Here is a 21,863-nt window from a genome sequence, read left to right on the forward strand (position 1 = left end):
AGCGGGCCTTTTCACGGATCCGGCTAGGAGCCGTCCTTGTCGTTGGTCTTGTAGTCCTTGGTGAGGATGACGATCACGCCGGGGCCGATGTTCTCGATCTCCTTGAACCGGGGCTCGGCGCGGAAACCGAACTCCAGCGCCAGCGCCTTCGCGGCGGCTTCCTCGTCGGTGCCCGGCCGGTAGTAGGCCACGGTCTCGGGGAGCCTGCCCGGATAGCCCTTGACCTCGGAGACGTTCCAGCCCGAGGCGCGGAAGTCCTTCGCGGCCTGCTCGGCGAGCCCCTGGATCGTGCTGTTGTTGTAGACGCGCACCGTCACCCACTTGTGCGACGCCTGCTGATCACCGCCGGGCTGACCCGGACCGGGCTGGCCTGGCTGACCCGTCTGCCCAGGCTGGCTCGCCGGCGGCGCGGAACTCGCGGGCGCGCTCGACGGCGGCGCCGACGACGCGGGCGGCGTGCTGGCGGAGGGCGAACCCGGCGCCGGAGACGAAGGCTGCGTCGCGCCGTCCGAGGTGGTGGGCGTGCTGCCGGGCGGAGTCGCGGTGTCCGAATCACCGCCATCACTGGTCAGGGTGATACCGCCGATCACGGCGGCGATCACGGCGACACCGACCAAGGCCAGTCCGGCGGCCTTCATCGGCCGGGACAGACCCGAAAACAGACTCATGAGAGATCGATCCCCAGTCGCCGGGCCGCGCGATTGCGCTGCCGGGCCGCTCGCGTCTTTCGCAGGCGCTTCACCAGCATCGGATCGGCCTGCATGGCTTCGGTCTTCTCGAGCAGCCGGTTCAGCAGCTGGTAGTAGCGCGTCGACGACATAGAGAAGCGTTCGCGGATGGCCTGTTCCTTCGCGCCGGCGTATTTCCACCACTGACGTTCGAACGCGAGCATGTCGAGCTCGCGCTCGCTGAGGCCGTTCACGGTCTCCGACGGGGACGGCTGGTCGGGCTCAGCCATCGACTCCGCGGCGTCCATCCGACTCCTCGCAATCAGGTCAGTGCTCGGCGGGCGTGAAACCACAGGCTTGTCATTCCGCGGCGCCATTAGACCACGGATGCGGCGCCCGGCCTCGGTAACGACGTCGGCGCGTCATGGGTAAGGGTGTACCAGAAGGGTCCGACTAAACTGCGCGCGTGACCGTCCATCCCATCGTGATCGCCGGCGAGCCCGTGCTGCACAACCCGACTCGGGAGATCACCGAGTTCGACGACAAGCTGCGCACGCTCATCGACGACATGTTCGAGACCATGTACGCCGCCGAAGGGGTGGGCCTCGCGGCCAACCAGATCGGCCTCGACCTGCGCGTGTTCGTCTACGACTGCCCCGACGACGAGGGCACGCGCCACAAGGGCGTCGTGGTGAACCCGAAGCTCGAGACGTCGGAGATCCCGGAGACGATGCCGGATCCGGACGACGACTGGGAAGGCTGCCTCTCGGCGCCCGGCGAGTCGTACCCGACCGGCCGCGCTTCGTGGGCGAAGGTGACCGGCTTCGACGTCGACGGCAATCCGATCGAGGTCGAAGGAACCGGTTACTTCGCGCGCTGCCTGCAGCACGAGACCGATCACCTGGACGGCTTCATCTACCTCGACCGGCTGGTCGGGCGGCACGCCCGCGCGGCGAAGAAGATGCTCAAGGCGAACAAATGGGGCGTTCCGGGCAATTCGTGGTTGCCGGAGGCTCAGCCCTCGGACGACTGACCTCGTGAGTGGTAAGGACGGTTCTAACCGTCCTTACCACTCACGAGACGTGAGAGTCAGCAGCCCAGGAAGTGGCACCGCACGACCCGCGGCTGTTCGATCACCTTCCCCGCCTCCACCGACCACGCGAGCCGGAGGTACTGGGCGTGCGTCCAGGCCAGCGGCGTCGCGGACGCGGTCGGAGTGCCGGTTGGGAAGCCCGGCTGCCCCGAAGGCGCGTTCTCGTCCCAGACCTGCTCCGGCATGGTGTCCCCCGAACTACTGACGCGCCCGAGGTCGCGAAGGCGCTTCGCGGCCGTACGCCGGTCACCATTGGCGAGGTCGTACTCGCCGCGTTCACCCGCCAGCAGCGGCCACAGTCGCCCGAAGGTGGTCCGGCTTTCCGCCGGGAACGTGTAGTCCCACGGTGACCCGTCGGCCTTCTCGCCGTAGCCGTCCTTCGTGTACCGGTGCCAGAACTGACCCGTCGGGGTGGTGAAGGCGATGTCGGCGTCGGTGACTTTGACGCTGTTGCGGATCACCGGATCGTCGGCGCGGTAGATGCCCAGCCTCACCAGTTCGAGGAATCCGGCGTCGGTCACGGCACGCTGGTCCATGGTCACGCTGGAGTTGCCAAGGTTGTACTTCGTGCCGTTGTTCGCGTTGCCGTCCTTGGTCAGCCGGACGAAGTACGGGTCCTTCGACAGCGGACCGATCGTGGTCACCGTCCACTGGGCGAGCTTCGCTTTGAACGCGTCGGCGGTGTCGAGGTAGCGCTTCGCGTCGGCGGCGGCGCCGTTCGCCTTGGCGATGTCGGCCGCGCAGACCAGCCCGGCGATCACCGCGGCGATCGTCGAAGGCGAGTAGCCGTCCTGTTCCTCCCAGCGTTCCTGCTGGCTGTACGGCGACGCGTGCCCGTTGTCCGCCTTGTAGGACAACAGGAATTCCGCCGCCTTGCGCACCCCCGTCCAGGTCTTGGCGTCGGTGCGGCCGAGCTGCTGGGCGAGCACGATCGGCAGGGCGGTTTCGTCGAGCTGGATGGACGTCCAGTACGGCGTGCCGTCGACGTGGCTGTTCTGCGGCAGATGCCCGTCCGGCAGCTGCTGCGTCCCGAACATGTAGTCGATCGACCGGTTCGCGGCGTCGCGGTCGCCGGCGGCGAGCAGGCCGGTCGCGATCTGGTAGAGGTCCCGCAGCCAGACCAGGTGATAGGTGCCCGACGGCGACCATTCCGGGTCGTTGTTCCCGAACCGCCACGGCATACTCGGCGACGCGATGAGCGCGCCCTGGTGGATCTTGTCCTCGCTCGCCGCGAGCATGAGCACGGACGCCTGGTAGAGGTCCCGTTCCCGCTCGGTCTTGAGCGACGACGGCGCGTCCTTCAGCCGGTGGAGGTATTGCTTCCAACCGCGGTCGTACAAGCGGGCGGCGTCGGCGAAACCGCGCCGCAGTGAGGCTTTGGCGTTGGCGAGCGCGTCGGAGTCCTTCGCGCCCATGCCGAGTGAAAGCGTGAAGTCACGCGAGCGGACGCCGTCGGCGGAGGTCTGCCCGGTGATCAGCACGTTGCCCTTGGCCGCGGTCCCGTAATCCTTGAGAGCGAAGGATTTCGTCAGCTGCGTGATGCCGTCGGAGGTGCCCGCGTAACCCACGGAAGTACGCGAGAACGCCGGTTCCGCCGCCAGCGCGGCCGAGGTCTTCGCGTCGGACGCGACCGCGTTCACCCCGTCGGTGCGTGCGGAGTCGTCGGATCCTTCGTTCGTGAGATCGGGATCCGCGACCGCGTACACCTGGTAGGGGCGGCCGGTCAGCGAAACGAAGTCGACGTCGATCAGCACGCTCGTGCGCGCCGGGTCGGTGACGTAGGTCTTGCGGAGCTTCCAGCGACGCTGGTCGTCGGTGATCGTCTGTTCGTAGGTGAGGCCGCCGGTGCGGCGCACCTGCTGTGCCTTCGCCGAGGAATCGACGGTGGCGAAGCTCGTCCCGTCGGTGACGACGAGGTCGAGCGCCCGGACGCTCGGCGTGGAGAGATCCGGGTAGTAGACCTCGGACATCCGGCCACCTTGAAGGGTGAACCAGACGTTGCTCGCCCGTTCGCGGGCGGTGCCGAAGCCGGTCTTGTCCGCCGGGAGCCAGCTCGGATGGGCGCCGGGCGCTCCGGGCGCCTCACCGCCCTGTGCCGCGGCCACCGCCGGGACCAGCCCCGCGATCAGCACGCCTGCCAGTGCCGGGAGCACGAGTTTTCGCATATCCACCCCAGACTTCTGTAACGGTGCAGAACCTCCGGGATTCTGTCGTGAATCCTCCGCGCGCACATGCTCCAAACCGGTGAACCGCTAACGCTGTCGACATGTCGGCCCGGAAATCGCGTTGCTCACGGCGGCCCCCGTCCCCGACGATCGGGGAATGCCGAACCTGCTGGCGTTCATCCCCGCCGCGTTCCTCATGGCGATGGTCCCCGGCCCGGCGACGGTGATGCTGATCAAGCAGTCGGCGAAGGGCTCGCGCCGGAACGCGTTCGCCACCGTCGCGGGGATCGAGGCGGGTGTCGCGTTCTGGGGACTCGCCGCGGTGTTCGGTCTCACCGCGCTCCTCATCGCCTCACAGGTCGCCTACGACGTCTTGCGTATCGCGGGCGCGGTCTTCCTGGTCTACCTCGGCGTCAAGGCGCTCTTCTTCCGCAAGCGCGACGGCGAGGTCGCCGAACCCGCCGGGCGCGGCTTCCGCTCCGGCTTCCTGATCAACGTGAGCAACCCCAAGGCGGGCGTGTTCGCGATCTCGTTCCTCCCCCAGTTCGTTCCCGCCGACGGCGGGCCGTGGTCGCTGCTGCTGTGCGTCGCGGTGTGGATCGCCGTCGACATCGTCTGGTACTCGTCGCTCGCCTTGCTGGTCACACGCCTGGGTGAGTGGCTGCGGCGCGACCGCGTCAAGCTGTGGCTGGAGCGCACGTCCGGCGGCGTTCTGGTCGGCTTCGGAGTGACCGTCGCCTTGGAGGGTTGATTGTCCGAGCCCCGGCGTGGCATGGTCGGGGCACAACCAAACAACCGCGGGAGCTCGCGCCATGGCGGGCTGAGAGGGCGGCTGGAGTCTTTCTAGGGGACCCGGCGCCGCCGACCGCATGAACCTGACCGGGTAATGCCGGCGTAGGGAGTGAACGTCGTTGACGACGCTTGAGAATGCCCAGGGCATCACGCCGACCGTGACCACCGGGCCGATCACCGGTTCCCGCAAGGTCTATCACCAGACGGAATCCGGCCTCCGGGTCCCCGCGCGGCGGATCGACCTTTCGAACGGCGAGCATTTCGACGTTTACGACACCTCCGGCCCGTACACCGACGACGACGCGCAGATCGATGTCCACAGTGGACTCCATCGGCTGCGCGCCGGCTGGGCCGACGGTCGTGAGCACAACACCCAGCTCGGCTGGGCGAAACAGGGCGTCATCACCCGCGAGATGGAGTACGTCGCGGCACGCGAGCGCTGCTCGCCGGAATTCGTGCGGGACGAGGTCGCGCGCGGCCGCGCGGTGATCCCCGCCAACCGCAAGCACCCGGAGACCGAGCCGATGATCATCGGCAAGAACTTCCTGGTGAAGATCAACGCCAACATGGGCAACTCGGCCGTCTGGTCCTCCGTGGAGGAAGAGGTCGACAAGATGGTGTGGGCCACCCGCTGGGGCGCCGACACGATCATGGATCTCTCCACCGGCAAGCGGATCCACGAGACGCGCGAGTGGATCATCCGCAACTCGCCGGTGCCGGTCGGCACCGTGCCGATCTACCAGGCGCTGGAAAAGGTCAACGGGGAGCCGGAAAAGCTGTCGTGGGAGGTCTACCGCGACACCATCATCGAGCAGTGCGAGCAGGGCGTCGACTACGTCACCGTGCACGCCGGGGTGCTGCTGCGCTACATCCCGCTGACCGCGCGCCGCGTCACCGGCATCGTCTCGCGCGGCGGCTCGATCATGGCGGCCTGGTGTCTCGCGCACCACAAGGAATCGTTCCTGTACACCAATTTCGCCGAACTCTGCGAGATCCTGCGCGAGTACGACGTCACGTTCTCGCTCGGTGACGGCCTGCGGCCCGGCTCGATCGCCGACGCCAACGACCGCGCGCAGTTCGCCGAACTGGAGACCCTGGGCGAGCTCACGCATATCGCCCGCGAGCACGACGTCCAGGTGATGATCGAGGGCCCCGGCCACGTGCCGATGCACAAGATCAAGGAGAACGTCGAACTCGAGGAGAAGCTGACCGGCGAGGCGCCGTTCTACACCCTCGGCCCGCTCGCGACCGACATCGCGCCGGCGTACGACCACATCACCTCGGCCATCGGCGCGGCGCAGATCGGCTGGTACGGCACGGCGATGCTCTGCTACGTCACGCCGAAGGAACACCTCGGCCTGCCGAACCGCGACGACGTCAAGACCGGCGTCATCACCTACAAGATCGCCGCGCACGCCGCCGACCTCGCCAAGGGGCACCAGTACGCGCAGGAGTGGGACGACGAGCTTTCCAAGGCCCGCTTCGAATTCCGCTGGAACGACCAGTTCAACCTGTCGCTGGACCCCGACACCGCCCGCGCGTACCACGACGAGACGCTGCCCGCGGAACCGGCGAAGACGGCGCACTTCTGCTCGATGTGCGGGCCGAAGTTCTGCTCGATGCGCATCACCCAGGACGTCCGCAAGTACGCCGAGGAGCACGGACTGTCCACTGTGGAGGCCATCGAGGCAGGCATGGAGGAGAAGTCGAACGAGTTCGCCGAGCAGGGCAACAAGGTCTACCTGCCGGTGGTCAATCAGTGACAGCCCCACCCAGGACGGCCCTCACCATCGCCGGATCGGATTCCGGTGGTGGTGCGGGCATCCAGGCCGATCTGCGCACCTTCTTCGCCAACGGGGTGCACGGGATGGTCGCGCTCACCGCGGTTACCGTGCAGAACTCGCTGGGTGTGCAGGGTTTCACCGAGATCCCGGTCGACGTCGTCACCGGCCAGATCAAGGCCGTCGCCACGGACATGGGCGTCGACGCGGCGAAGACGGGCATGCTCGCGACGGCCGAGATCATCAACGCGGTCGCGAAGACGCTCGACGAGGTCCACATCGGACGTTCATCGGACACGCCGTTCGTCGTCGACCCGGTCGCCGCTTCGATGACCGGGCACGCGTTGCTGCGCGAGGAGGCGCTTGAGGCGATCCGCACCGAGCTTTTCCCACGGGCCACGCTGATCACGCCGAATCTGGACGAGGTCCGGCTGCTGACCGGCGTGGACGTGACCGGGCCGTCGACCCAGCGCGAGGCGGCGGAGGCGTTGCTGGAGTTCGGTTCGGAATGGGTGCTGGTGAAGGGCGGGCATCTCGACGCCGCTCAGGACTGCGTGGACCTGTTGTCCGACGGCGAATCCTGGGTCGAGCTGAGTGGCCCGCGTTTCGACACCAGGAACACCCACGGCGGCGGGGACACGATGGCTTCGGCGATCACGTCTTCGCTGGCGAAGGGGGCGGACGTGCCGACGGCCGTCGCCGAGGGGAAACGGTTCATCGAGCGCTGCGTCGCGGAGTCGTATCCGCTGGGGGCCGGGGTGGGTCCCGTGTCGCCGTTCTGGAAGCTGCGGTAAGGCGTTGGGGCTCGTGAGTGGTAAGGACGGTTAGAACCGTCCTTACCACTCACGAGACCCTAGCGGGCGCTCAACCGAGGAGCGTCCACCGCCCAGTACCAGTTGTTCCCCGCCGCGTAGAGCCGCCAGGTCAGCTTCACCGACCGAGCCCCGGCGGGCACCTTGACCGAAGCCGCCGTCGGCACCGAAAGCACGTCACCGCCCTTGTTCGCCGTACCCGACTCCGGCCCGTAAGCCAGCACGTTCTGCTCCGGGCCACCATCGAACGACGCCGTCAGCGCACCCCGCTGCGTACCGTCCTGCCGGTAGTGCGACACGAACGAGACATCCACAGTGGACTTTCCGGTGACGTCGAGCGAAGGCGACACCAGGGAAGAGTCGAAGGTGCCACGCGACGAGGGCGAGCCCTTGTCGTCCCACTCGTCCGGATCCGCGACGGCGAACACGCCACGCGCGCGGGCGTTCGCCTCGCGCTGCTGACCAGGGGCGGTGCGAGTCCAGAAGTCGTCGGTGGTGAACGACCAGCCCTGCCACTCAGTCACCCCGGCGGGCATGCCGGACGCGTTGCGCACGCTCCAGCCACCGGGCGCGTCGTGCGTCCAACCGAGGACGCCCGTGGGGACACCGGTTTCGTCCTGCCGCGCCTTCAAAACGGCCGAGTCGAAGACGTCCGAAGGCGCGGCGCCGAGCGCGTAACCGTCGTAGACAGCCGGAGCCGCGATGCCGAGGTGCCGCAGCACCGTCGGCGCGATATCCACGATCTTCGGTGCCACCGCGGGGGTTCCGGCCGGAACCGCGCCACCGGCGGCGATCACGAACGTCATCCGTTCCTCGGGCGTGTCACCACCGTGCCCGCCCGACGGCGTGTGGCCGTGGTCCGAGGAGATCATGATCAGCCAGTCCTCGTTCGCGCGGTTCGCGCGCGCGTCGACGGCGGCGAGCAGACGGCCGATCAACGCGTCGTCGGTGCGCAGGCTGGCTTCGTACTCCGGGGAGTCCGCGCCGTGGTCGTGACCCGCGATGTCCGTCTGTCCGAAGTAGACGAACGACGCGTCGGCCTTGTCCTGCTTGAGATGCTTCTCCGCGTCGACGGCGACCTGCTCGTCTGTCTTCTCGTAGCCGGCACTGTCGCCGTTCAGGACGAACTTGCGGTCTTGGCCGGTGCGCAGGATCCGGTCGCCGATCGGCGTCCAGTCGACCGCCGCGTAGGTGTCGAGCGCCGGGTTCGCGGTTTCGGCGCGGGCGAGCCAGCTCGGATGCGAAGCGAGATCGTTGCCAGAGAAGGAGTTGTCCTTCACCTTGTGCTTGTCCGGCCAGACACCGGTGAGGATGGTGGACCAGCCGGGACCGCTCACCGTCGGCGCCATCCCGCTGCCGTACAGCGAGCTGCGCGAGGCGTAGCCGCGGTTCACCAGCGCGTGGACGTTCGGGGTGTCGGCGGCCATCAGCTTGTCGAAACGGGCGCCATCCAGGCCGATGACCAGCACCTTCGGCGTCTTGGCCGCGGCGACGGCGACACCGGACGTCAGCCCGGCGACGGCCACCAAGGCGGACAGGAGGGAAAGCGTTCTGCGCACGAAAGCCTCCAGGTAACTTGTTCGAACCAATTGTTCGTCAAGTTAGTGCGCCGAACTGTCTTCCCGATGAAGTCCGCGTGCCGCCGCGGAGGACTTCAGCCGACGGGCTCCATCACCCGCGAGTCGTACTCCTGCCGCGATTCGAGGATCCCGTCGAAGTTGGCGACCGACCATTCGCTGACCGCCATGAGCAGCGTGCCCGCGCTCGCGCCGCGTTCGGTCAGCGCGTACTCGACGGTCGGCGGCGTGGTCGGGAAGACCGTGCGCGTGACCAGGCCGTCGCGTTCGAAGGCGCGCAGGTTCTGGGTCAGCATCTTCTGGCTGATCCCGCCGACGGCGCGGCGCAGCTCACCGAACCGGTGCGGCCGCCGCGACAGCGCGCCGAGCACGAGCGCGGTCCACTTGTTGGCGAGCAGATCGAGGACGTCTCGGCACGGGCAGTTCCGCAGGTAGATGTCCCACGGGGATTCCGGCACTTCACAGGTGGTTTCCATCAGGTACCTAGTTTACCTTTAAGTGCCTTCTAGCGAAAAGAGACCAAGCGGCCGAGCATGGGAAGCACCAACAACGAAGGAGCTTTCGATGCGCGTCGTGACCCAGCAGCGGCTTGGTGGCCCGGAAGTGCTGGAGGTGACCGAAACCGATCGGCCGTCCCCCGCCCCGACGGAGGTGCTCGTGCGCGTGCGCGCGGCCGGGATCAACCCGGTCGACTGGAAGACCCGGGCCTACGGCGTCTTCATGGGCGAGCCGCCGTTCGTCCTCGGCTGGGACGTCTCCGGGGTGGTGGAGGAGCTCGGTGTCGGCACCACGCGGTTCGCCGTCGGCGACGAGGTCCTCGGCTTCCCGTGGTTCCCGCGGCAGGCCGGCGGCTACGGCGAGTACGTGACGGCGCCCGCCCGCCAGTTCGTACGCAAACCCGCGAGCCTCACCCACGAGCAGGCCGCCGGGCTGCCGCTCGCCGGGCTCACCGCGTGGCAGGGCCTTGTGGACATCGCCGGCGTCCAGCCCGGACAGCGTGTGCTGATCGACGCCGCCGCGGGAGGTGTCGGGCACCTCGCCGTGCAGGTGGCGAAGGCGCGCGGCGCGTACGTCCTTGGCACGGCGAGCGCCGGGAAGCACGACTTCCTCCGCGAACTCGGTGTCGACGAGCCGATCGACTACCGCGACGAGACCGCGACCGCGTCCGAGGTGGACGTCGTGTTCGGCCTGGTCGGCGAGCAGAGCGACCTGCGCTGGCTCGACGCGGTGAAACCCGGCGGCCTGCTGATCGCGGTCCCCGGCGGCGCCAGCGAGGCTGTCGTGGCGAAGGCGGACAAGCTCGGCGTGCGGACGTCGGGGATGCTCGCCGAACCCGACGAAATCGGTCTCCTGGCGCTGACCGGCCTGATCGAAAAGGGTGAACTGCGCGTCCACGTCGACCAGACCTTCCCTCTCGAAGACGTCGCGAAGGCGCACGAAGTCGGCGAAGGCGGCAGGGTGACCGGGAAGCTCGTCCTGACCGTCTGAGAACGCGCGTGGAAAATGAACCCATGAGCGAGAACCCGAGCCCGCCGTCGGCGCTGACCATCGCGGGGTCCGACTCCGGCGGCGCCGCCGGCCTTCAGGCGGACCTGCGCACGTTCCTCACCTGTGGCGTGCACGGCCTGGTCGCGGTCACCGCCGTGACCGTCCAGAACACGCTCGGCGTGCACGACCGCACCGACATCCCGGCGGGCATCGTCGCCGGGCAGATCGAGGCGGTCGCGGCCGACATGGGCGTCAACGCGGCGAAGACCGGCATGCTCGCTTCGGCCGCGATCATCCACGCCGTCGCCGCGGCGTGCGACAAGGCCGAGATCGGCCGCGACAGCAAGGTGCCGTTCGTGGTCGACCCGGTCGCGGCGTCGATGCACGGGCATCCGCTGTTCGACGAGGACGGCCTGGTGGCGCTGCGCGATGAGCTCCTGCCGCGCGCCACCGTCCTCACGCCGAATCTCGACGAGGTCCGCCTGCTCACCGGGATGACCGTGACCACCCGCGAGCAGATGCACCAGGCGGCCGTCGTGCTGCACCGGCTCGGGCCGAAGTACGTGCTCGTCAAGAGCGGCCACCTCGTCTCCGACCCGGAATGCGTCGACGTGCTCTTCGACGGCTCCACGTTCGTCGAACTGCCGGGCGAGCGATTCGCCACGCAGCACACGCACGGCGCCGGGGACACGATGGCGTCGGCGCTGACGGCCGGTCTCGCGAAGGGCATGTCCGTCGTGGAGGCCGCCCGCTACGGCAAGTGGTTCGTTTCACACGCGGTCGAAAACGCCTACCCGATGGGCGCGAAGGTCGGTCCGGTCTCGGCGTTCTGGCGGCTTGCGCCCGAGCACTGAGCACCCGTCCGGTTACCATCTGCGCCGTGACGGGACGCGAGACGGTGGCCAGGGTCGTCGAAGACCGCCGCTTCCAGAACTTCATCATCGCGGTGATCGTCTTCAACGCCGTCACGCTCGGCCTGGAGACCTCGACCAGGATGGTCGCGGAACACGGGACACTGCTGCACACGGTCGACTACGTCGCGCTCGGGATCTTCGTCCTCGAACTCGGCGCGAAGCTCTACGCCTATCGCGGGAAGTTCTTCCGTGACCCGTGGAACATCTTCGACCTGATCGTCGTCGGCATCGCGGTGATCCCGACGACCGGCCCGTTCGCGGTGCTGCGGGCGTTGCGGGTCCTGCGGGTGCTGCGGCTGATCTCGGTCGTGCCGTCGATGCGGAAGGTCGTCACCGGCCTGCTCGCGGCGATCCCCGGGATGGCGTCGATCGCCGCGCTGCTGGCGCTGATCATCTTCGTCGCGGGCGTGATGGCGACGAAGCTGTTCGGCGCGATCTCGCCGGAGAACTTCGGCGACCTCGGCACTTCACTGTTCACGCTGTTCCAGGTGATGACCGGTGAGGCTTGGCCGGACATCGCCAAGGAGGTCATGAAGGAAGCGCCCATGGCCTGGGTGTTCTTCGTGGTCTACATCCTCGTGTCCAGCTTCGCGGTGCTGAACCTCTTCATCGCCGTGGTGGTCAGCGGGATGGAGGACGAGCTTCGCCAGGACATCCGCGAGGAAGAGGCGAAGCAGGCCGAAACCCAGGCTGTGGCGAACAAGGAGATCCTCGACGAGCTTCGCGCTCTTCGTGAGGAAGTCAGCGCTCTTCGTCGGCAATGAGCGCTTCGAGCGCGGGAAGAGCCGCCGCCAGCGCCGCCTGATGCTCCGGCGTCAGCCGTTCGAGGCGTTTGCTCAGCTCGTTCACCCGGGTCGACCGGACGCCGGAAACCAGCCTCGCCCCCTCTTCGGTGGCCTCCGCGAGCCAGGCACGCCTGTCGATCGGGTCCGATTCACGGCTGACGTAGCCCGCCTCGACCAGCGAGGCGACGATCCTCGACATGGTGGCCGCGGCGACGCCTTCCTTCGCCGCGAGATCACCCAGGCGGAGCTGGCCGTAGTGCACGAGCGTGGCGAGCGCCGAGATCGCGCCGTGGCCCGGCCCGGGCACACCTGCCTGGCGCAGCGACCGGGACAGTCTGCCCACCGCCAGGAACAACCTGCCCGAAACGTCCTGGACCGCTGACGTGGTCACCACTGGCTCCTCTGGGTACACGGCGGCGGGTGCGCCTCCGGAAAGGTGCCGTCAACCATACGGGCTCCCGGTGCGAACTCGCCGTCAAGGCCGTGAACCGTACAAAAGGGTTACCGGGGCGGGCTCGACGCGTGCGCCCAGAACCGCTGCGGGATCCGCCCCGCGCCGGCGGCCAGCCGCCCGGCGGTGACGGCGGCCCGCATCGCCGACGCCATCCGTTCGGGGTCCGCGGCCCTGGTCACGGCGGTGGAAAGCAGGACCGCGTCGCAGCCGAGCTCCATCGCCAGCGCCGCGTCGGAAGCCGTGCCGATCCCGGCGTCGAGGATCACCGGCACCCCCGCGCGGGACACGATCAGCTCGATGTTGTGCGGATTCCGGATGCCGAGGCCGGTGCCGATGGGCGCGCCGAGCGGCATCACCGCCGCGCAGCCCGCCTCCTCCAGCCGCAGCGCCAGCACCGGGTCGTCGTTCGTGTACACGAGCACGGTGAAGCCGTCCGCGGCGAGCCGTTCGGCCGCTTCGAGGGTCTCGAACGGATCCGGCAGCAGCGTGCGGTCGTCGGCGTGGACCTCCAGCTTGACGAGGTCGGTCTCGAGCGCTTCGCGGGCGAGCTGCGCGGTGAGGACCGCTTCGGCGGCCGTCCGGCAACCGGCGGTGTTGGGCAGCAGGCGGATGCCGAGGCGGCGAAGCAGTTCGAGGACGCCGGAGCCGCCTTCGGCGTCGGCCTTGCGCATCGCGACGGTGGTCAGTTCCGTCCCGGACGCGACCAGCGCGCGTTCGAGCACGGCGAGGTTGCCCGCGCCGCCGGTGCCGATGATCAACCGCGACGAGAGCTTGTGCTCGCCGATGACGAGGTGGTCGCCGTCCATTTTCAGCCTCCTTGCACAGCGGTCAGGATGTCGACGCTGGCGCCCTTGCGCACCACCGCTTCCGGCCATTCGCCGCGCCGGACGACCACGCCGTCCACCGCGACCGCGACGCCCTGTGTCGCCGTGCCCAGCGCCTCCAGCACGCCCTCGACGGTGGTGCCGTCGGGGAATTCGCGCCACTGGCCGTTGACCTGGATCTCCATCACACCCGCTCCTCGCTTCGCCGCGACGGCGTGGCCGCCGCGACCTCGTCCGGCAACGGCACTCCGTCCAGCCAGGCGACCGCGGCGTCCGCGGTGACCGGGGCCATCAGGAGACCGTTGCGATGGTGACCTGTCGCGGCGAAGACGCCTTCGCCCAGCTCACCAATGAAAGGCATCGTGTCGACACTCGCCGCGCGAAGCCCGGCGGCGGTCTCGACGAGTTCGTATTCGGTGAGGCCCGGGAGGACGCGCTCCGCGCCTTCGAGCAGCTCACGTACGCCTCGGACGGTGACGGTCTCGTCGAAACCGGCCTCGTACTGGGTCGCGCCGAGCACGAGCTGACCGTCGTCGCGAGGGACGAGGTAGATCGGGCGGCCTTCGACCATCGCGCGGACGGTGCGTTTCGGGGGCGGCAGGCAACCCCGTCGCGGCCGGAGGCGGAGGATCTCGCCCTTGAGCGGGCGGACGGCGCCGTCGAGCGCGGGATGCAGCCGTCCAGTCCAGGCGCCCGCGGCGAGGACGACGTCACCGGCGAGGCTTTCGAGGTCGGTGACCGTCTCGTGGCGGAACTCGACGCCGCGCGCTCGGCAGGCGTGTTCGAGCGCACGCAACAGCCTTCTGTTGTCCACGGCCAGATCCCCGGGCACCAGGAGTCCACTTCGGACGGATCCGGCGAGGCCGGGTTCGGCGCGGCGGGCTTCGCGGCCGGTCAGCCGCTCGACCTCGCGGCCGAGCTGGGCGAGATACGCGGCGAGCATTTCGAGGTTGCCCGCGTCCGCGCTGTCCAGCGCGACGACGAGCGTGCCGTGCGGCGAAAGGCCCGGGTCGACGCCCTCTTCGGCCAGCTCACGGGCGAAATCCGGCCAGCGCCGCAGGGACGCTTCGCCGAGCGCGAGGACGTCCTCCTCGCCGGGCCAGGCCTCCGTGACCGGCGCGAGCATGCCGCCCGCGAGCCACGACGCGCCGCGCCCCGGATCGGGGTCGTACACGGTGACGCGATGACCGCGCGCGGACGCGCGCCAAGCGACCGAGAGGCCGATGACCCCGCCGCCGACAACCGAAAGTTCTCTCATGAACGCACGCTCCCTGCGCCGGCATGACCCGGATCAGGTTCCACGGTCGGAGCGGTCGCGGCTCCCTCTCAGCCCGTCCTCGGGCTCCCGTGCGGACCACCCCACCGTAGCGCGCGAGTACCGTCGCCGCCATGCCCACCCTGTCTGGTTCGCTGATCCGCGCCCGGCTCGCGGACGCCCGCCTGTACCTCTGCACCGACGCCCGGTCCGGCCGCGGCGATCTCGCCGAATTCGCCGACGCCGCGCTGGCGGGCGGCGTCGACATCATCCAGCTGAGGGACAAGACCGGCGGTGCGCCGATCGAGGCGAAACACGAGATCGCCGCCCTGGAAGTGCTGGCCGAGGCGTGCGAGAAACACGACAAGCTGCTGGCGGTGAACGACCGCGCGGACGTCGCGCTCGGCGTCGGCGCGCACGTGCTGCACCTCGGCCAGGACGACATCCCGGTGTCGCTCGCGCGTCGTGTACTCGGGGACGACGTGGTGATCGGCCGGTCCACCCATTCGGCCGAACAGGCCGCGGCCGCCGCCGGAGAACCCGGCGTGGACTACTTCTGCACCGGCCCGTGCTGGCCGACCCCGACGAAGCCCGGCCGGTCCGCCCCGGGACTCGACCTGGTGCGCTCGACGGCCGCGTCCGGAACGACGCGGCCGTGGTTCGCGATCGGCGGGATCGACGTCGAACGGCTGCCCGAGGTGCTGGACGCGGGGGCGTCGCGGATCGTCGTCGTCCGCGCGATCACCGAGGCCGAAGACCCCGAAGCGGCCGCCCGCACCCTCCGCTCCGCTCTCTCCTGACCCCACGCGTTTCGTCCTCTGAACGCGGTAGTTGGTAGCGCGAACTACCGCATCCAGAGGACGAAATGCGTGCGTCAGGGCACGGGGGTGTTCGAGGCGGGCGGGGCCGAGGCGGTCGTCGAAGGCGCCTGGGAGGTCGAAGGCGTCGTGGACTGGGTCGTCGGGGGCGCTTGCGTGGTCGTGGGGGCCGTCGGCGTCGACGACGGGGTCGGCGTGGTCGACGGCGTCTTCTCGGGCTGGTCGTCCCGCGTCTCCGAAGGGGTCGTCGCAGGCGGGGTGTCGTGCTTTTCCTGCCGATCCTGCGCCTGACCGCCGCCGATGATCTTCCCTATGGTGGTCCCGGTCCCGCCGCCGAAGGTCTTCCCGGTCGCCCCCTCGAAACCGGTGATCGCGACGAGCGCCACCGCGAACGCCACCACGCTGACACCGGCGATCACCGCCCAGCGCGGCTTGAACTTCCGCTCGGACGGCTCTTCGTCGTCGGCCTGGGTGATCCGGACGGTCTCCTGCTCCGCCGGGTCGAGCACCTTGCGGCGCCCGGGAACGGTCAGCACCACTCGCGCCTTCAGCGCCGCGTCCTTCGTCCGCTGCAGCGAACGCAGGTACAGCTCGCCGCCGAGCGTCGTGATCACACTCGCCAGCCCGGCGCCCGCCACCGTGCCGGCCACGCCGAGCGTGGAACCCAGCAGTGCCGCGGTGATCGCGGCCATCGCGGCGGCGACCACCTGGATGATCCGGCCCTGCTTTTCCGTCTTTTCGGCTTTCTCCGTGGTCTCCTTGGTCATGATCCCGTTCTGCTGCTAGTCGGTCCTCACCCGTCCTAACGAGTAAGGCGCACGGGATGCTCCCCGCGTTGTCCGCACGTGAGGAGCGCCACCCTCTCTGTCCAAAAAGGACTGTCCAGGGCTCACAACTCCTTGACATAATCGGACGTATGAACCTGGTCTCGATCGAGGAAATCCGCGACGCGGCGAGCCGTGTCAAAGGCGTCGCGGTGCGCACCCCGCTGCTGGAGCAAGGGTGGGCGCCGTTGTGGCTCAAGCCGGAAAGCCTCCAGCCGATCGGTGCTTTCAAGGTGCGCGGTGCCTACAACGCGATCGCCGCGCTGACCGAGGATCGGCGCGCCCGCGGCGTCGTCGCGTTTTCCAGCGGCAACCACGCGCAAGCGGTCGCGTACTCGGCGAAGCGATTCGGGATTCCCGCGGTGATCCTCATTCCGGACGTCGCCCCGCGCGCCAAGGTCGAAGCCACCAAGGCGCTCGGCGCAGAGGTCATCGAGGTCCCGATCGACGCGCAGGAGTCCTCCGCGCTCGCCGTCGCCGAGGAACGGGGGCTCACCATGATCCCGCCGTTCGACCATCGCGACGTCATCGCCGGGCAGGGCACCGTCGGCCTGGAGATCGCCGAAGACCTGCCGGACGCCGGCGTCGTGCTCGTGCCGCTCAGCGGCGGCGGGCTGGCCTCGGGCGTCGGCACGGCGATCAAGGAGCTGCTGCCGGACGCGAAGGTCATCGGCGTCGAGCCGGAACTGGCGGGCGACACCGCCGAGGGCCTGCGCGCGGGCAGGCGGATCGAGTGGCCGATGGAGCTGCGGGCGCGCACCAGCGCCGACGGCCTGCGCGCCCAGCCGTCGGACCTGACCTTCGCCCACCTTCAGGCGGTGCTCGACGACGTCATCACCGTTTCGGAGGAGGAGATCCGGGAGGCCGTCCGGACGCTGGCGCACCGGGCCCGTCTGGTCGCCGAGCCGAGCGGCGCCACCGCGACCGCCGCGTTCCTCTCCCACCGGGACGCGCTACCGCCGGGCAAGGTCGTCTCGGTCGTTTCGGGCGGCAACCTGGACCCAGCGACCCTGGCCGGCCTACTGGCGTAACTCGCGTGATCAGGGGCGTAACTCGCGTGATTGGAGGCGTAACTCGTGAGTTACGCCTCCAATCACGTGAGTTACGCCTTCAATCACGCGTGTGGCGCCCGGGGTGGACGTGCGTCGGGGGTGAGTCGACGCCGCAATGGAGGCATTCGCCGGGGTGCGGTGACTCGTCGGTGTCGGTGTCGGCGTCGTCGGAAGGTGTGTCGAGGACGCCGTTGTGGATGCCGAGCGCGATCAGCCCGCCGCCGATCGCCAGCGCCGCGCACACCAGCAACGCCGTCCGCCAGCCCGCGGTCAGTGCCACCGGATCGGCGTAGGCGGCACCGGACAGCCCGGCGACGGCGGGCAGGACGGCGATCGCGAGCAGGCCACCCGAACGGGCGATCGCGTTGTTGACCCCGGAGGCGACTCCGGCGTACCGGTCCGGCGCGGCAGCCAGCACCGTCGCGGTCACCGGGGCGACGACGGTCGCCAGCCCGGCGCCGAACACGACGACGGCGGGCAGCACCGATCCCAGGTACGAGGACCCCGGCCCGACGCGCATCAGCAGGAGCATGCCGACGCCGACCAGGATCGGGCCGGCGACGAGTTGCGTGCGCGGCCCGATCTTCTGCGCGAGCGCGCCGGACCGGCCGGAGAACAGCAGCATGATGACGGTGATCGGCAGCCCGGCGAGCCCGGCCGCGGTCGGCGAGTAGCCCAGCGACACCTGCAGCTGCATGACCATCAGCATCATCACGCCGCCGAGCGCCGCGTAGACGACGAAGGTCAGCGCGTTGGCGAGGCTGAACGTCCGGTCGCGGAACAGTTTCGGCGGCACCAGCGGGTCTGCCGAGCGGTGCTGCATCACCAGGAACGCCCCCAGCCCCGCGACGCCGAGCACGATGGCGATCAGGACGACGACGTCACCGATACCGCGTCCGGGCGCCTCGACCAGCGCGCCGGTCAGCCCGGCCAGCCCGATCGCGCCGACGGCGGCCGCGAGGAAGTCGGGATGCCCGGTCGCCTCCTCGTCGCGGGACTCGGGCACGTAGCGCCGGGCGAGCAGGACGCAGACCGCGGCGAGCGGCAGGTTGATCAGGAACGCCAGCCGCCACGACCACACCTGTACGAGGACGCCGCCGAGCAGCGGTCCGATCGCCGCCGCGATACCGCCGAGCCCGGACCAGGCACCGATCGCGCGGGCCCGGTCCTCATGGGTGAAGGACGCTTGGAGGATCGCCAGCGAGCCGGGCGTGAGCAAAGCTCCCCCGATCCCCTGGAGGATCCGGGTCACGACGAGCAGCTCGGTGGTCGTCGCGGCGGCGCACAGCCCGGACGCGACACCGAACCAGACGACGCCGACGATGAACACGCGGCGGCGGCCGTAGCGGTCGCCGAGCGATCCGGCGACGAGGATCAGCGCGGCGAGCGCGAGCAGATAGCCGTCGAGGATCCATTGCAGGCCCGCGACGGACGCGTCGAGTTCGTCGCCGATCCTCGGGAGCGCGACGTTGATGATCGTCCCGTCGAGCATCGCCATGCCCGAACCCACGATCGTCGTGGCGAGCACGCCACGCGCCACCGGCGTCCCCCACCGGATCCCCGCCGCCGTGTCAGTCATGGGACGACTGAATCACGACGGCCGGGACCGGGCCACCGCGAAATAGGGATGAATTCCGGGAAAGCGATCTTTCCCGGAATTACCTGACTCGTCAGGGAAGTAGCGTGGTGACGAATTTGTAACGGTCACCCCGGTAGATCGCGCGCGCGAACTCGACCGGTTTTCCGTCGGTGGCGTAGGAATGCCTCGAAAGGAGCAACATCGGCATTCCGACGTCGGCGCCGAGCATCTCCGCCTCGTGCGGTCCGGCGAGGGCGGTCTCGATCGTTTCCTCGGCCCTTTCGAGCTCGACGCCGTAGTGCTCCCTCAACACGGCGTACAGCGAACCACCTGCGGAAACGTGTTTGCGCAAACCACGGAAGCGGCCGAGCGGGAGATGCGTGGTCTCCAGCGCCATCGGCTGCGAATCGGCCAGCCTGAGCCGGCGAAGGCGAAGGATCTTCGCGCCGACACGGATTCCGAGCAGCTTCGCCAGATCGGCCTCGACGGGCAGTTCGTCGATCTCCAGCAGCTTGGACGACGGCTTGAGCCCCTGCTTGCGCATGTCCTCGGTGTAGGACGACAACTGCAGGCGCTGCGCGAGTTTCGGCTCGGCGGCGAAGGTGCCCTTGCCCTGAACGCGGTGGAGCCTGCCCTCGGCGGTGAGATCGGCGAGCGCCTGCCGGACGGTGGTGCGCGAAACGGTGAATTCCCCCGCCAGTGCCCGTTCCGTCGGAATCGGCGAGCCGGGCGGCAACGCGTCGAGCAGATCGAGCAGATGCTGTTTCAGCGCCCAGTACTTCGGTTCGCGCTGCCCGCGCATCCCTGCCGTAGCGCCCGCCTCACTCGCGGTGGTTGTCTCCAACATGACCGACTCCCTAAGCCTTCCCACTCGAACGCGCACCGTCCCCGCTAGGAAACGTACCCTTCACCACAAACGTCCATTCGGGCTAGCATTGGTCTAGACCTACTCGGGGGACGAAGTACGTCCCGGTGGAAGGGAACGAGATGACCGAACAGCGCCCCGGCGAGCACATGGCCGCGGAGATCTCCCAGCAACCCGCCATTCTGGCAGGAATCGTGGAGCGACAGGCCGAAATCGCCGAGGTGGCCGAAGCCATCTCCAAGCGCCCGCCCAGGTTCGCACTCCTCGCCGCCCGGGGCTCCAGCGACCACGCCGCCCTGTATGCGAAGTACCTGATCGAAGTACTCCTCGGTCTCCCCTGCGGTCTCGTCTCGCCCTCCACCGCGACTCTGTACGGCGCCCGTCCCGATCTGCGGGACGTTCTCTTCATCACAGTAAGCCAAAGCGGTGGTTCCCCGGATCTCATCGAGGTCACCGAAACCGCGCGTCGCCAGGGAGCGCTGACCGTTTCGGTCACCAACACCCCGGAGTCGCCGCTTCGCGCCGCCGCCGAACTCGGTGTCGACATCGGCGCGGGACTGGAAAAGGCCGTGGCCGCCACCAAGACCTACTCGGCCACCTTGCTTTCGCTTTACCTTCTGATCGACGCGGTCCGCGGCGGCAAGGGCGAGGACGCGGAGAAACTGGGCGAGCTCGCACAGCAGACCCTCGACGGCTCCGAAGAAGGCGTGCAGCGCGCGGTGGACCGCTACCGCTTCGTCGACCGGGTGCTCACCACGGGCCGCGGTTACTCGTACGCCACGGCGCTGGAAGGTTCCTTGAAGCTGGCCGAAACCAGCTACCTCGCCGCCCGCGCGTACAGCGGCGCGGACCTGTTGCACGGTCCGGTCGCCGCGGTCGACGGTGAGACCGCCGTGCTCGCCGTGACGAGCCAGGGACACGGTGTGGGCGCGATGCAGGAGGTCCTGGAGGCCGTCGGCAAACGCGGCGCGGACGTGCTCGCGGTCGGCTCCGCTTCGGCCGACGTCCCCGCGGCGTTGCGGATCGGTGTCGCGCCGTCCGCCGAAGAGGTCGCCCCGATCCTGGAGATCCTGCCGATCCAGCGGATCGCGCTCGGTCTTTCGCTGGCGCGCGGCGGTGACCCGGACAGCCCCCGCGGGCTGCTCAAGGTGACCAAGACCCGGTGACCCACGTCATCGGTGTGGACGCCGGAGGCACGTCGACGCGAGCGATCGCCGTCGACGCCTCCGGCGCCGTCCTCGGCACGGGCCGCGCGGGCGGGGCGAATCCCAACTCCCATCCGCCGCACGAGGCCGCGGCGCGGATCGCGAGCGCGATCACCGGCGCGCTCGGTGGGCTCGATCCGGCCGCGACGGCGGCGTGCGTCGTCGGCATGGCGGGCGTCAGCAAGCTGAGCGATCCGGCGATCGCGGAGATCTTCGAAGCCGCGTGGAAGGACGTGGGGATCAGTCCGGTGCGGACGGTCCCCGACCCCGAAGTCGCCTACGCGTCGGCGACTTCCGCGCCGGACGGTTCCGTGCTCGTGGCGGGCACCGGATCGATCGCGGGCCGGATCCGCGGCAGGCGGATGGTGTCCACGGTCGGCGGTTACGGCTGGCTGCTCGGCGACGAAGGTTCGGCCTATTGGCTCGGCCGCGAAGCCGTTCGCTCCACTTTGGATGTTCTCGGCCGCGGCAGCGAACCCGGTCCGCTCGCGCGCGCCGTACTCGCCGAGGCGCTCGGACCGTCCGCAGTGGACCCGGCGAGCGACCGGGCACCGCTCTGGCGCGCGCTCATCACAAGCGCCAACGCCGAAGCCCCGATCCGGCTCGCCAGGTTCGCCCCGTTCGTCAGCGACGCCTACCGCGAAGGCGATCCCGCGGCGGACGAGATCACCAGCCGCGCGGCCACCCTGCTGGTGACGAACGTCATGGCCGCCCGAGATCCCGGCGAGGACACGCCGGTCGTCCTCGTGGGCGGCGTGCTGTCACCGGAGGGGCCGGTGGGGGCGAAGGTCCGTGCCGAACTCGTCGGCATCGAGGTCCTGACCAGCACCGACGGGGTGCTCGGCGCCGCCTGGCTGGCCGCCGTCGACGCCTACGGGGAGAGCGCCCCGCGGCCGGTGTCATCCTGAAAAA

General features: G+C 69.3%; 23 protein-coding genes and 1 riboswitch. Of the genes, 11 read left to right on the forward strand and 12 right to left on the reverse strand.

Annotated features, from left to right (window positions below):
* Window positions 1–23: 23 nt before the first annotated feature.
* Together H4W30_RS18005 and H4W30_RS18010 are read right to left on the reverse strand one after the other, a co-directional pair.
* Window positions 24–668, reverse strand: a complete 645-nt coding sequence (locus H4W30_RS18005; protein WP_192743834.1) for a LytR C-terminal domain-containing protein — start codon at window positions 666–668, stop codon at window positions 24–26.
* Window positions 665–976: a DUF3263 domain-containing protein gene (locus tag H4W30_RS18010; RefSeq protein ID WP_005160574.1), complete on the reverse strand. Its 312-nt coding sequence runs from the start codon at window positions 974–976 to the stop codon at window positions 665–667. The genes H4W30_RS18005 and H4W30_RS18010 overlap by 4 nt, the downstream gene beginning before the upstream one ends.
* Before the next feature lie 158 nt (window positions 977–1,134).
* Here H4W30_RS18010 and H4W30_RS18015 point away from each other — a divergent pair, with 158 nt between their 5' ends.
* Window positions 1,135–1,701, forward strand: coding sequence for a peptide deformylase (locus H4W30_RS18015; RefSeq protein ID WP_034308263.1), 567 nt, complete (start codon window positions 1,135–1,137; stop codon window positions 1,699–1,701).
* Window positions 1,702–1,757: 56 nt separating this feature from the next.
* Here H4W30_RS18015 and H4W30_RS18020 read toward each other — a convergent pair whose 3' ends face one another.
* Entirely contained in the window at window positions 1,758–3,926 is a 2,169-nt protein-coding gene (locus tag H4W30_RS18020) for a glycoside hydrolase family 15 protein (RefSeq protein ID WP_192744149.1), read from the reverse strand.
* Window positions 3,927–4,083: 157 nt separating this feature from the next.
* Here H4W30_RS18020 and H4W30_RS18025 point away from each other — a divergent pair, with 157 nt between their 5' ends.
* The 3 genes from H4W30_RS18025 (at window position 4,084) to thiD (H4W30_RS18035) (ending at window position 7,293) form a co-directional block, all read left to right on the forward strand.
* Entirely contained in the window at window positions 4,084–4,677 is a 594-nt protein-coding gene (locus tag H4W30_RS18025; RefSeq protein ID WP_192743835.1) for a LysE family translocator, read from the forward strand.
* A 160-nt stretch (window positions 4,678–4,837) separates the two neighbouring features.
* A complete protein-coding gene (gene thiC / locus H4W30_RS18030; RefSeq protein ID WP_192743836.1) occupies window positions 4,838–6,481 on the forward strand; it encodes a phosphomethylpyrimidine synthase ThiC in 1,644 nt (547 codons plus the stop codon).
* Window positions 6,478–7,293, forward strand: a complete 816-nt coding sequence (gene thiD / locus H4W30_RS18035; protein ID WP_192743837.1) for a bifunctional hydroxymethylpyrimidine kinase/phosphomethylpyrimidine kinase — start codon at window positions 6,478–6,480, stop codon at window positions 7,291–7,293. The genes thiC and thiD (H4W30_RS18035) overlap by 4 nt, the downstream gene beginning before the upstream one ends.
* Window positions 7,294–7,352: 59 nt before the next feature.
* On the opposite strand, the gene H4W30_RS18040 is transcribed toward thiD (H4W30_RS18035), so the two are convergent.
* Both H4W30_RS18040 and H4W30_RS18045 read right to left on the reverse strand, forming a co-directional pair.
* The gene (locus H4W30_RS18040) at window positions 7,353–8,870 is read right to left on the reverse strand and encodes an alkaline phosphatase family protein (RefSeq protein WP_192743838.1); all 1,518 of its coding nucleotides are present in this window, start codon (window positions 8,868–8,870) and stop codon (window positions 7,353–7,355) included.
* A 95-nt stretch (window positions 8,871–8,965) separates the two neighbouring features.
* Window positions 8,966–9,364, reverse strand: a complete 399-nt coding sequence (locus H4W30_RS18045; protein WP_192743839.1) for a winged helix-turn-helix transcriptional regulator — start codon at window positions 9,362–9,364, stop codon at window positions 8,966–8,968.
* Window positions 9,365–9,452: 88 nt separating this feature from the next.
* On the opposite strand from H4W30_RS18045, the gene H4W30_RS18050 reads away from it, so the two are divergent.
* Genes H4W30_RS18050 through H4W30_RS18060 form a run of 3 tightly spaced genes read left to right on the forward strand, consistent with a single transcriptional unit; the run spans window position 9,453 to window position 12,054 of the window.
* Window positions 9,453–10,376 carry an NADP-dependent oxidoreductase gene (locus H4W30_RS18050; RefSeq protein WP_192743840.1) on the forward strand — a complete coding sequence of 308 codons (924 nt, stop codon included), beginning with the start codon at window positions 9,453–9,455 and terminating at the stop codon, window positions 10,374–10,376.
* A 23-nt stretch (window positions 10,377–10,399) separates the two neighbouring features.
* Window positions 10,400–11,230 (forward strand): bifunctional hydroxymethylpyrimidine kinase/phosphomethylpyrimidine kinase, encoded by an 831-nt coding sequence (gene thiD / locus H4W30_RS18055; RefSeq protein WP_192743841.1) that lies wholly within the window; start codon window positions 10,400–10,402, stop codon window positions 11,228–11,230.
* A 26-nt stretch (window positions 11,231–11,256) separates the two neighbouring features.
* Window positions 11,257–12,054, forward strand: coding sequence for an ion transporter (locus H4W30_RS18060; RefSeq protein ID WP_192743842.1), 798 nt, complete (start codon window positions 11,257–11,259; stop codon window positions 12,052–12,054).
* Here the strand turns inward: H4W30_RS18060 and H4W30_RS18065 are convergent.
* The 4 genes from H4W30_RS18065 to thiO form a co-directional block, all read right to left on the reverse strand.
* Window positions 12,032–12,466, reverse strand: coding sequence for a MarR family winged helix-turn-helix transcriptional regulator (locus H4W30_RS18065; protein ID WP_126730334.1), 435 nt, complete (start codon window positions 12,464–12,466; stop codon window positions 12,032–12,034). The two genes, H4W30_RS18060 and H4W30_RS18065, sit on opposite strands and share 23 nt — an antisense overlap.
* Window positions 12,467–12,576: 110 nt before the next feature.
* Entirely contained in the window at window positions 12,577–13,335 is a 759-nt protein-coding gene (gene thiG / locus H4W30_RS18070) for a thiazole synthase (protein ID WP_192743843.1), read from the reverse strand.
* 2 nt (window positions 13,336–13,337) lie between these two features.
* The gene (gene thiS / locus H4W30_RS18075; protein WP_007033436.1) at window positions 13,338–13,538 is read right to left on the reverse strand and encodes a sulfur carrier protein ThiS; all 201 of its coding nucleotides are present in this window, start codon (window positions 13,536–13,538) and stop codon (window positions 13,338–13,340) included.
* Window positions 13,538–14,611 (reverse strand): glycine oxidase ThiO, encoded by a 1,074-nt coding sequence (gene thiO / locus H4W30_RS18080; RefSeq protein ID WP_192743844.1) that lies wholly within the window; start codon window positions 14,609–14,611, stop codon window positions 13,538–13,540. The genes thiS and thiO overlap by 1 nt, the downstream gene beginning before the upstream one ends.
* A riboswitch (TPP riboswitch) is annotated at window positions 14,605–14,712 on the reverse strand. (Overlaps the previous gene by 7 nt.)
* 30 nt (window positions 14,713–14,742) lie before the next feature.
* Between thiO and thiE the strand changes: the two genes are divergently transcribed.
* A complete protein-coding gene (gene thiE / locus H4W30_RS18085; protein ID WP_192743845.1) occupies window positions 14,743–15,408 on the forward strand; it encodes a thiamine phosphate synthase in 666 nt (221 codons plus the stop codon).
* A 74-nt stretch (window positions 15,409–15,482) separates the two neighbouring features.
* On the opposite strand, the gene H4W30_RS18090 is transcribed toward thiE, so the two are convergent.
* On the reverse strand, window positions 15,483–16,193 hold the full coding sequence (locus tag H4W30_RS18090; RefSeq protein WP_192743846.1) for a hypothetical protein: 711 nt from the start codon (window positions 16,191–16,193) through the stop codon (window positions 15,483–15,485).
* A gap of 149 nt (window positions 16,194–16,342) precedes the next feature.
* On the opposite strand from H4W30_RS18090, the gene H4W30_RS18095 reads away from it, so the two are divergent.
* The gene (locus tag H4W30_RS18095; protein WP_192743847.1) at window positions 16,343–17,281 is read left to right on the forward strand and encodes a threonine ammonia-lyase; all 939 of its coding nucleotides are present in this window, start codon (window positions 16,343–16,345) and stop codon (window positions 17,279–17,281) included.
* A gap of 79 nt (window positions 17,282–17,360) precedes the next feature.
* On the opposite strand, the gene H4W30_RS18100 is transcribed toward H4W30_RS18095, so the two are convergent.
* Window positions 17,361–18,881 (reverse strand): MFS transporter, encoded by a 1,521-nt coding sequence (locus tag H4W30_RS18100; protein ID WP_192743848.1) that lies wholly within the window; start codon window positions 18,879–18,881, stop codon window positions 17,361–17,363.
* A 91-nt stretch (window positions 18,882–18,972) separates the two neighbouring features.
* Window positions 18,973–19,728 (reverse strand): GntR family transcriptional regulator, encoded by a 756-nt coding sequence (locus tag H4W30_RS18105; protein ID WP_026467051.1) that lies wholly within the window; start codon window positions 19,726–19,728, stop codon window positions 18,973–18,975.
* A 140-nt stretch (window positions 19,729–19,868) separates the two neighbouring features.
* On the opposite strand from H4W30_RS18105, the gene H4W30_RS18110 reads away from it, so the two are divergent.
* A complete protein-coding gene (locus H4W30_RS18110) occupies window positions 19,869–20,912 on the forward strand; it encodes an SIS domain-containing protein (RefSeq protein ID WP_192743849.1) in 1,044 nt (347 codons plus the stop codon).
* Window positions 20,909–21,859, forward strand: a complete 951-nt coding sequence (locus H4W30_RS18115; RefSeq protein WP_192743850.1) for an N-acetylglucosamine kinase — start codon at window positions 20,909–20,911, stop codon at window positions 21,857–21,859. The genes H4W30_RS18110 and H4W30_RS18115 overlap by 4 nt, the downstream gene beginning before the upstream one ends.
* Window positions 21,860–21,863: the final 4 nt, after the last annotated feature.

Origin of the sequence: Amycolatopsis roodepoortensis (assembly GCF_014873915.1) — a bacterium.
In the GTDB taxonomy this organism is placed as follows: domain Bacteria; phylum Actinomycetota; class Actinomycetes; order Mycobacteriales; family Pseudonocardiaceae; genus Amycolatopsis; species Amycolatopsis roodepoortensis.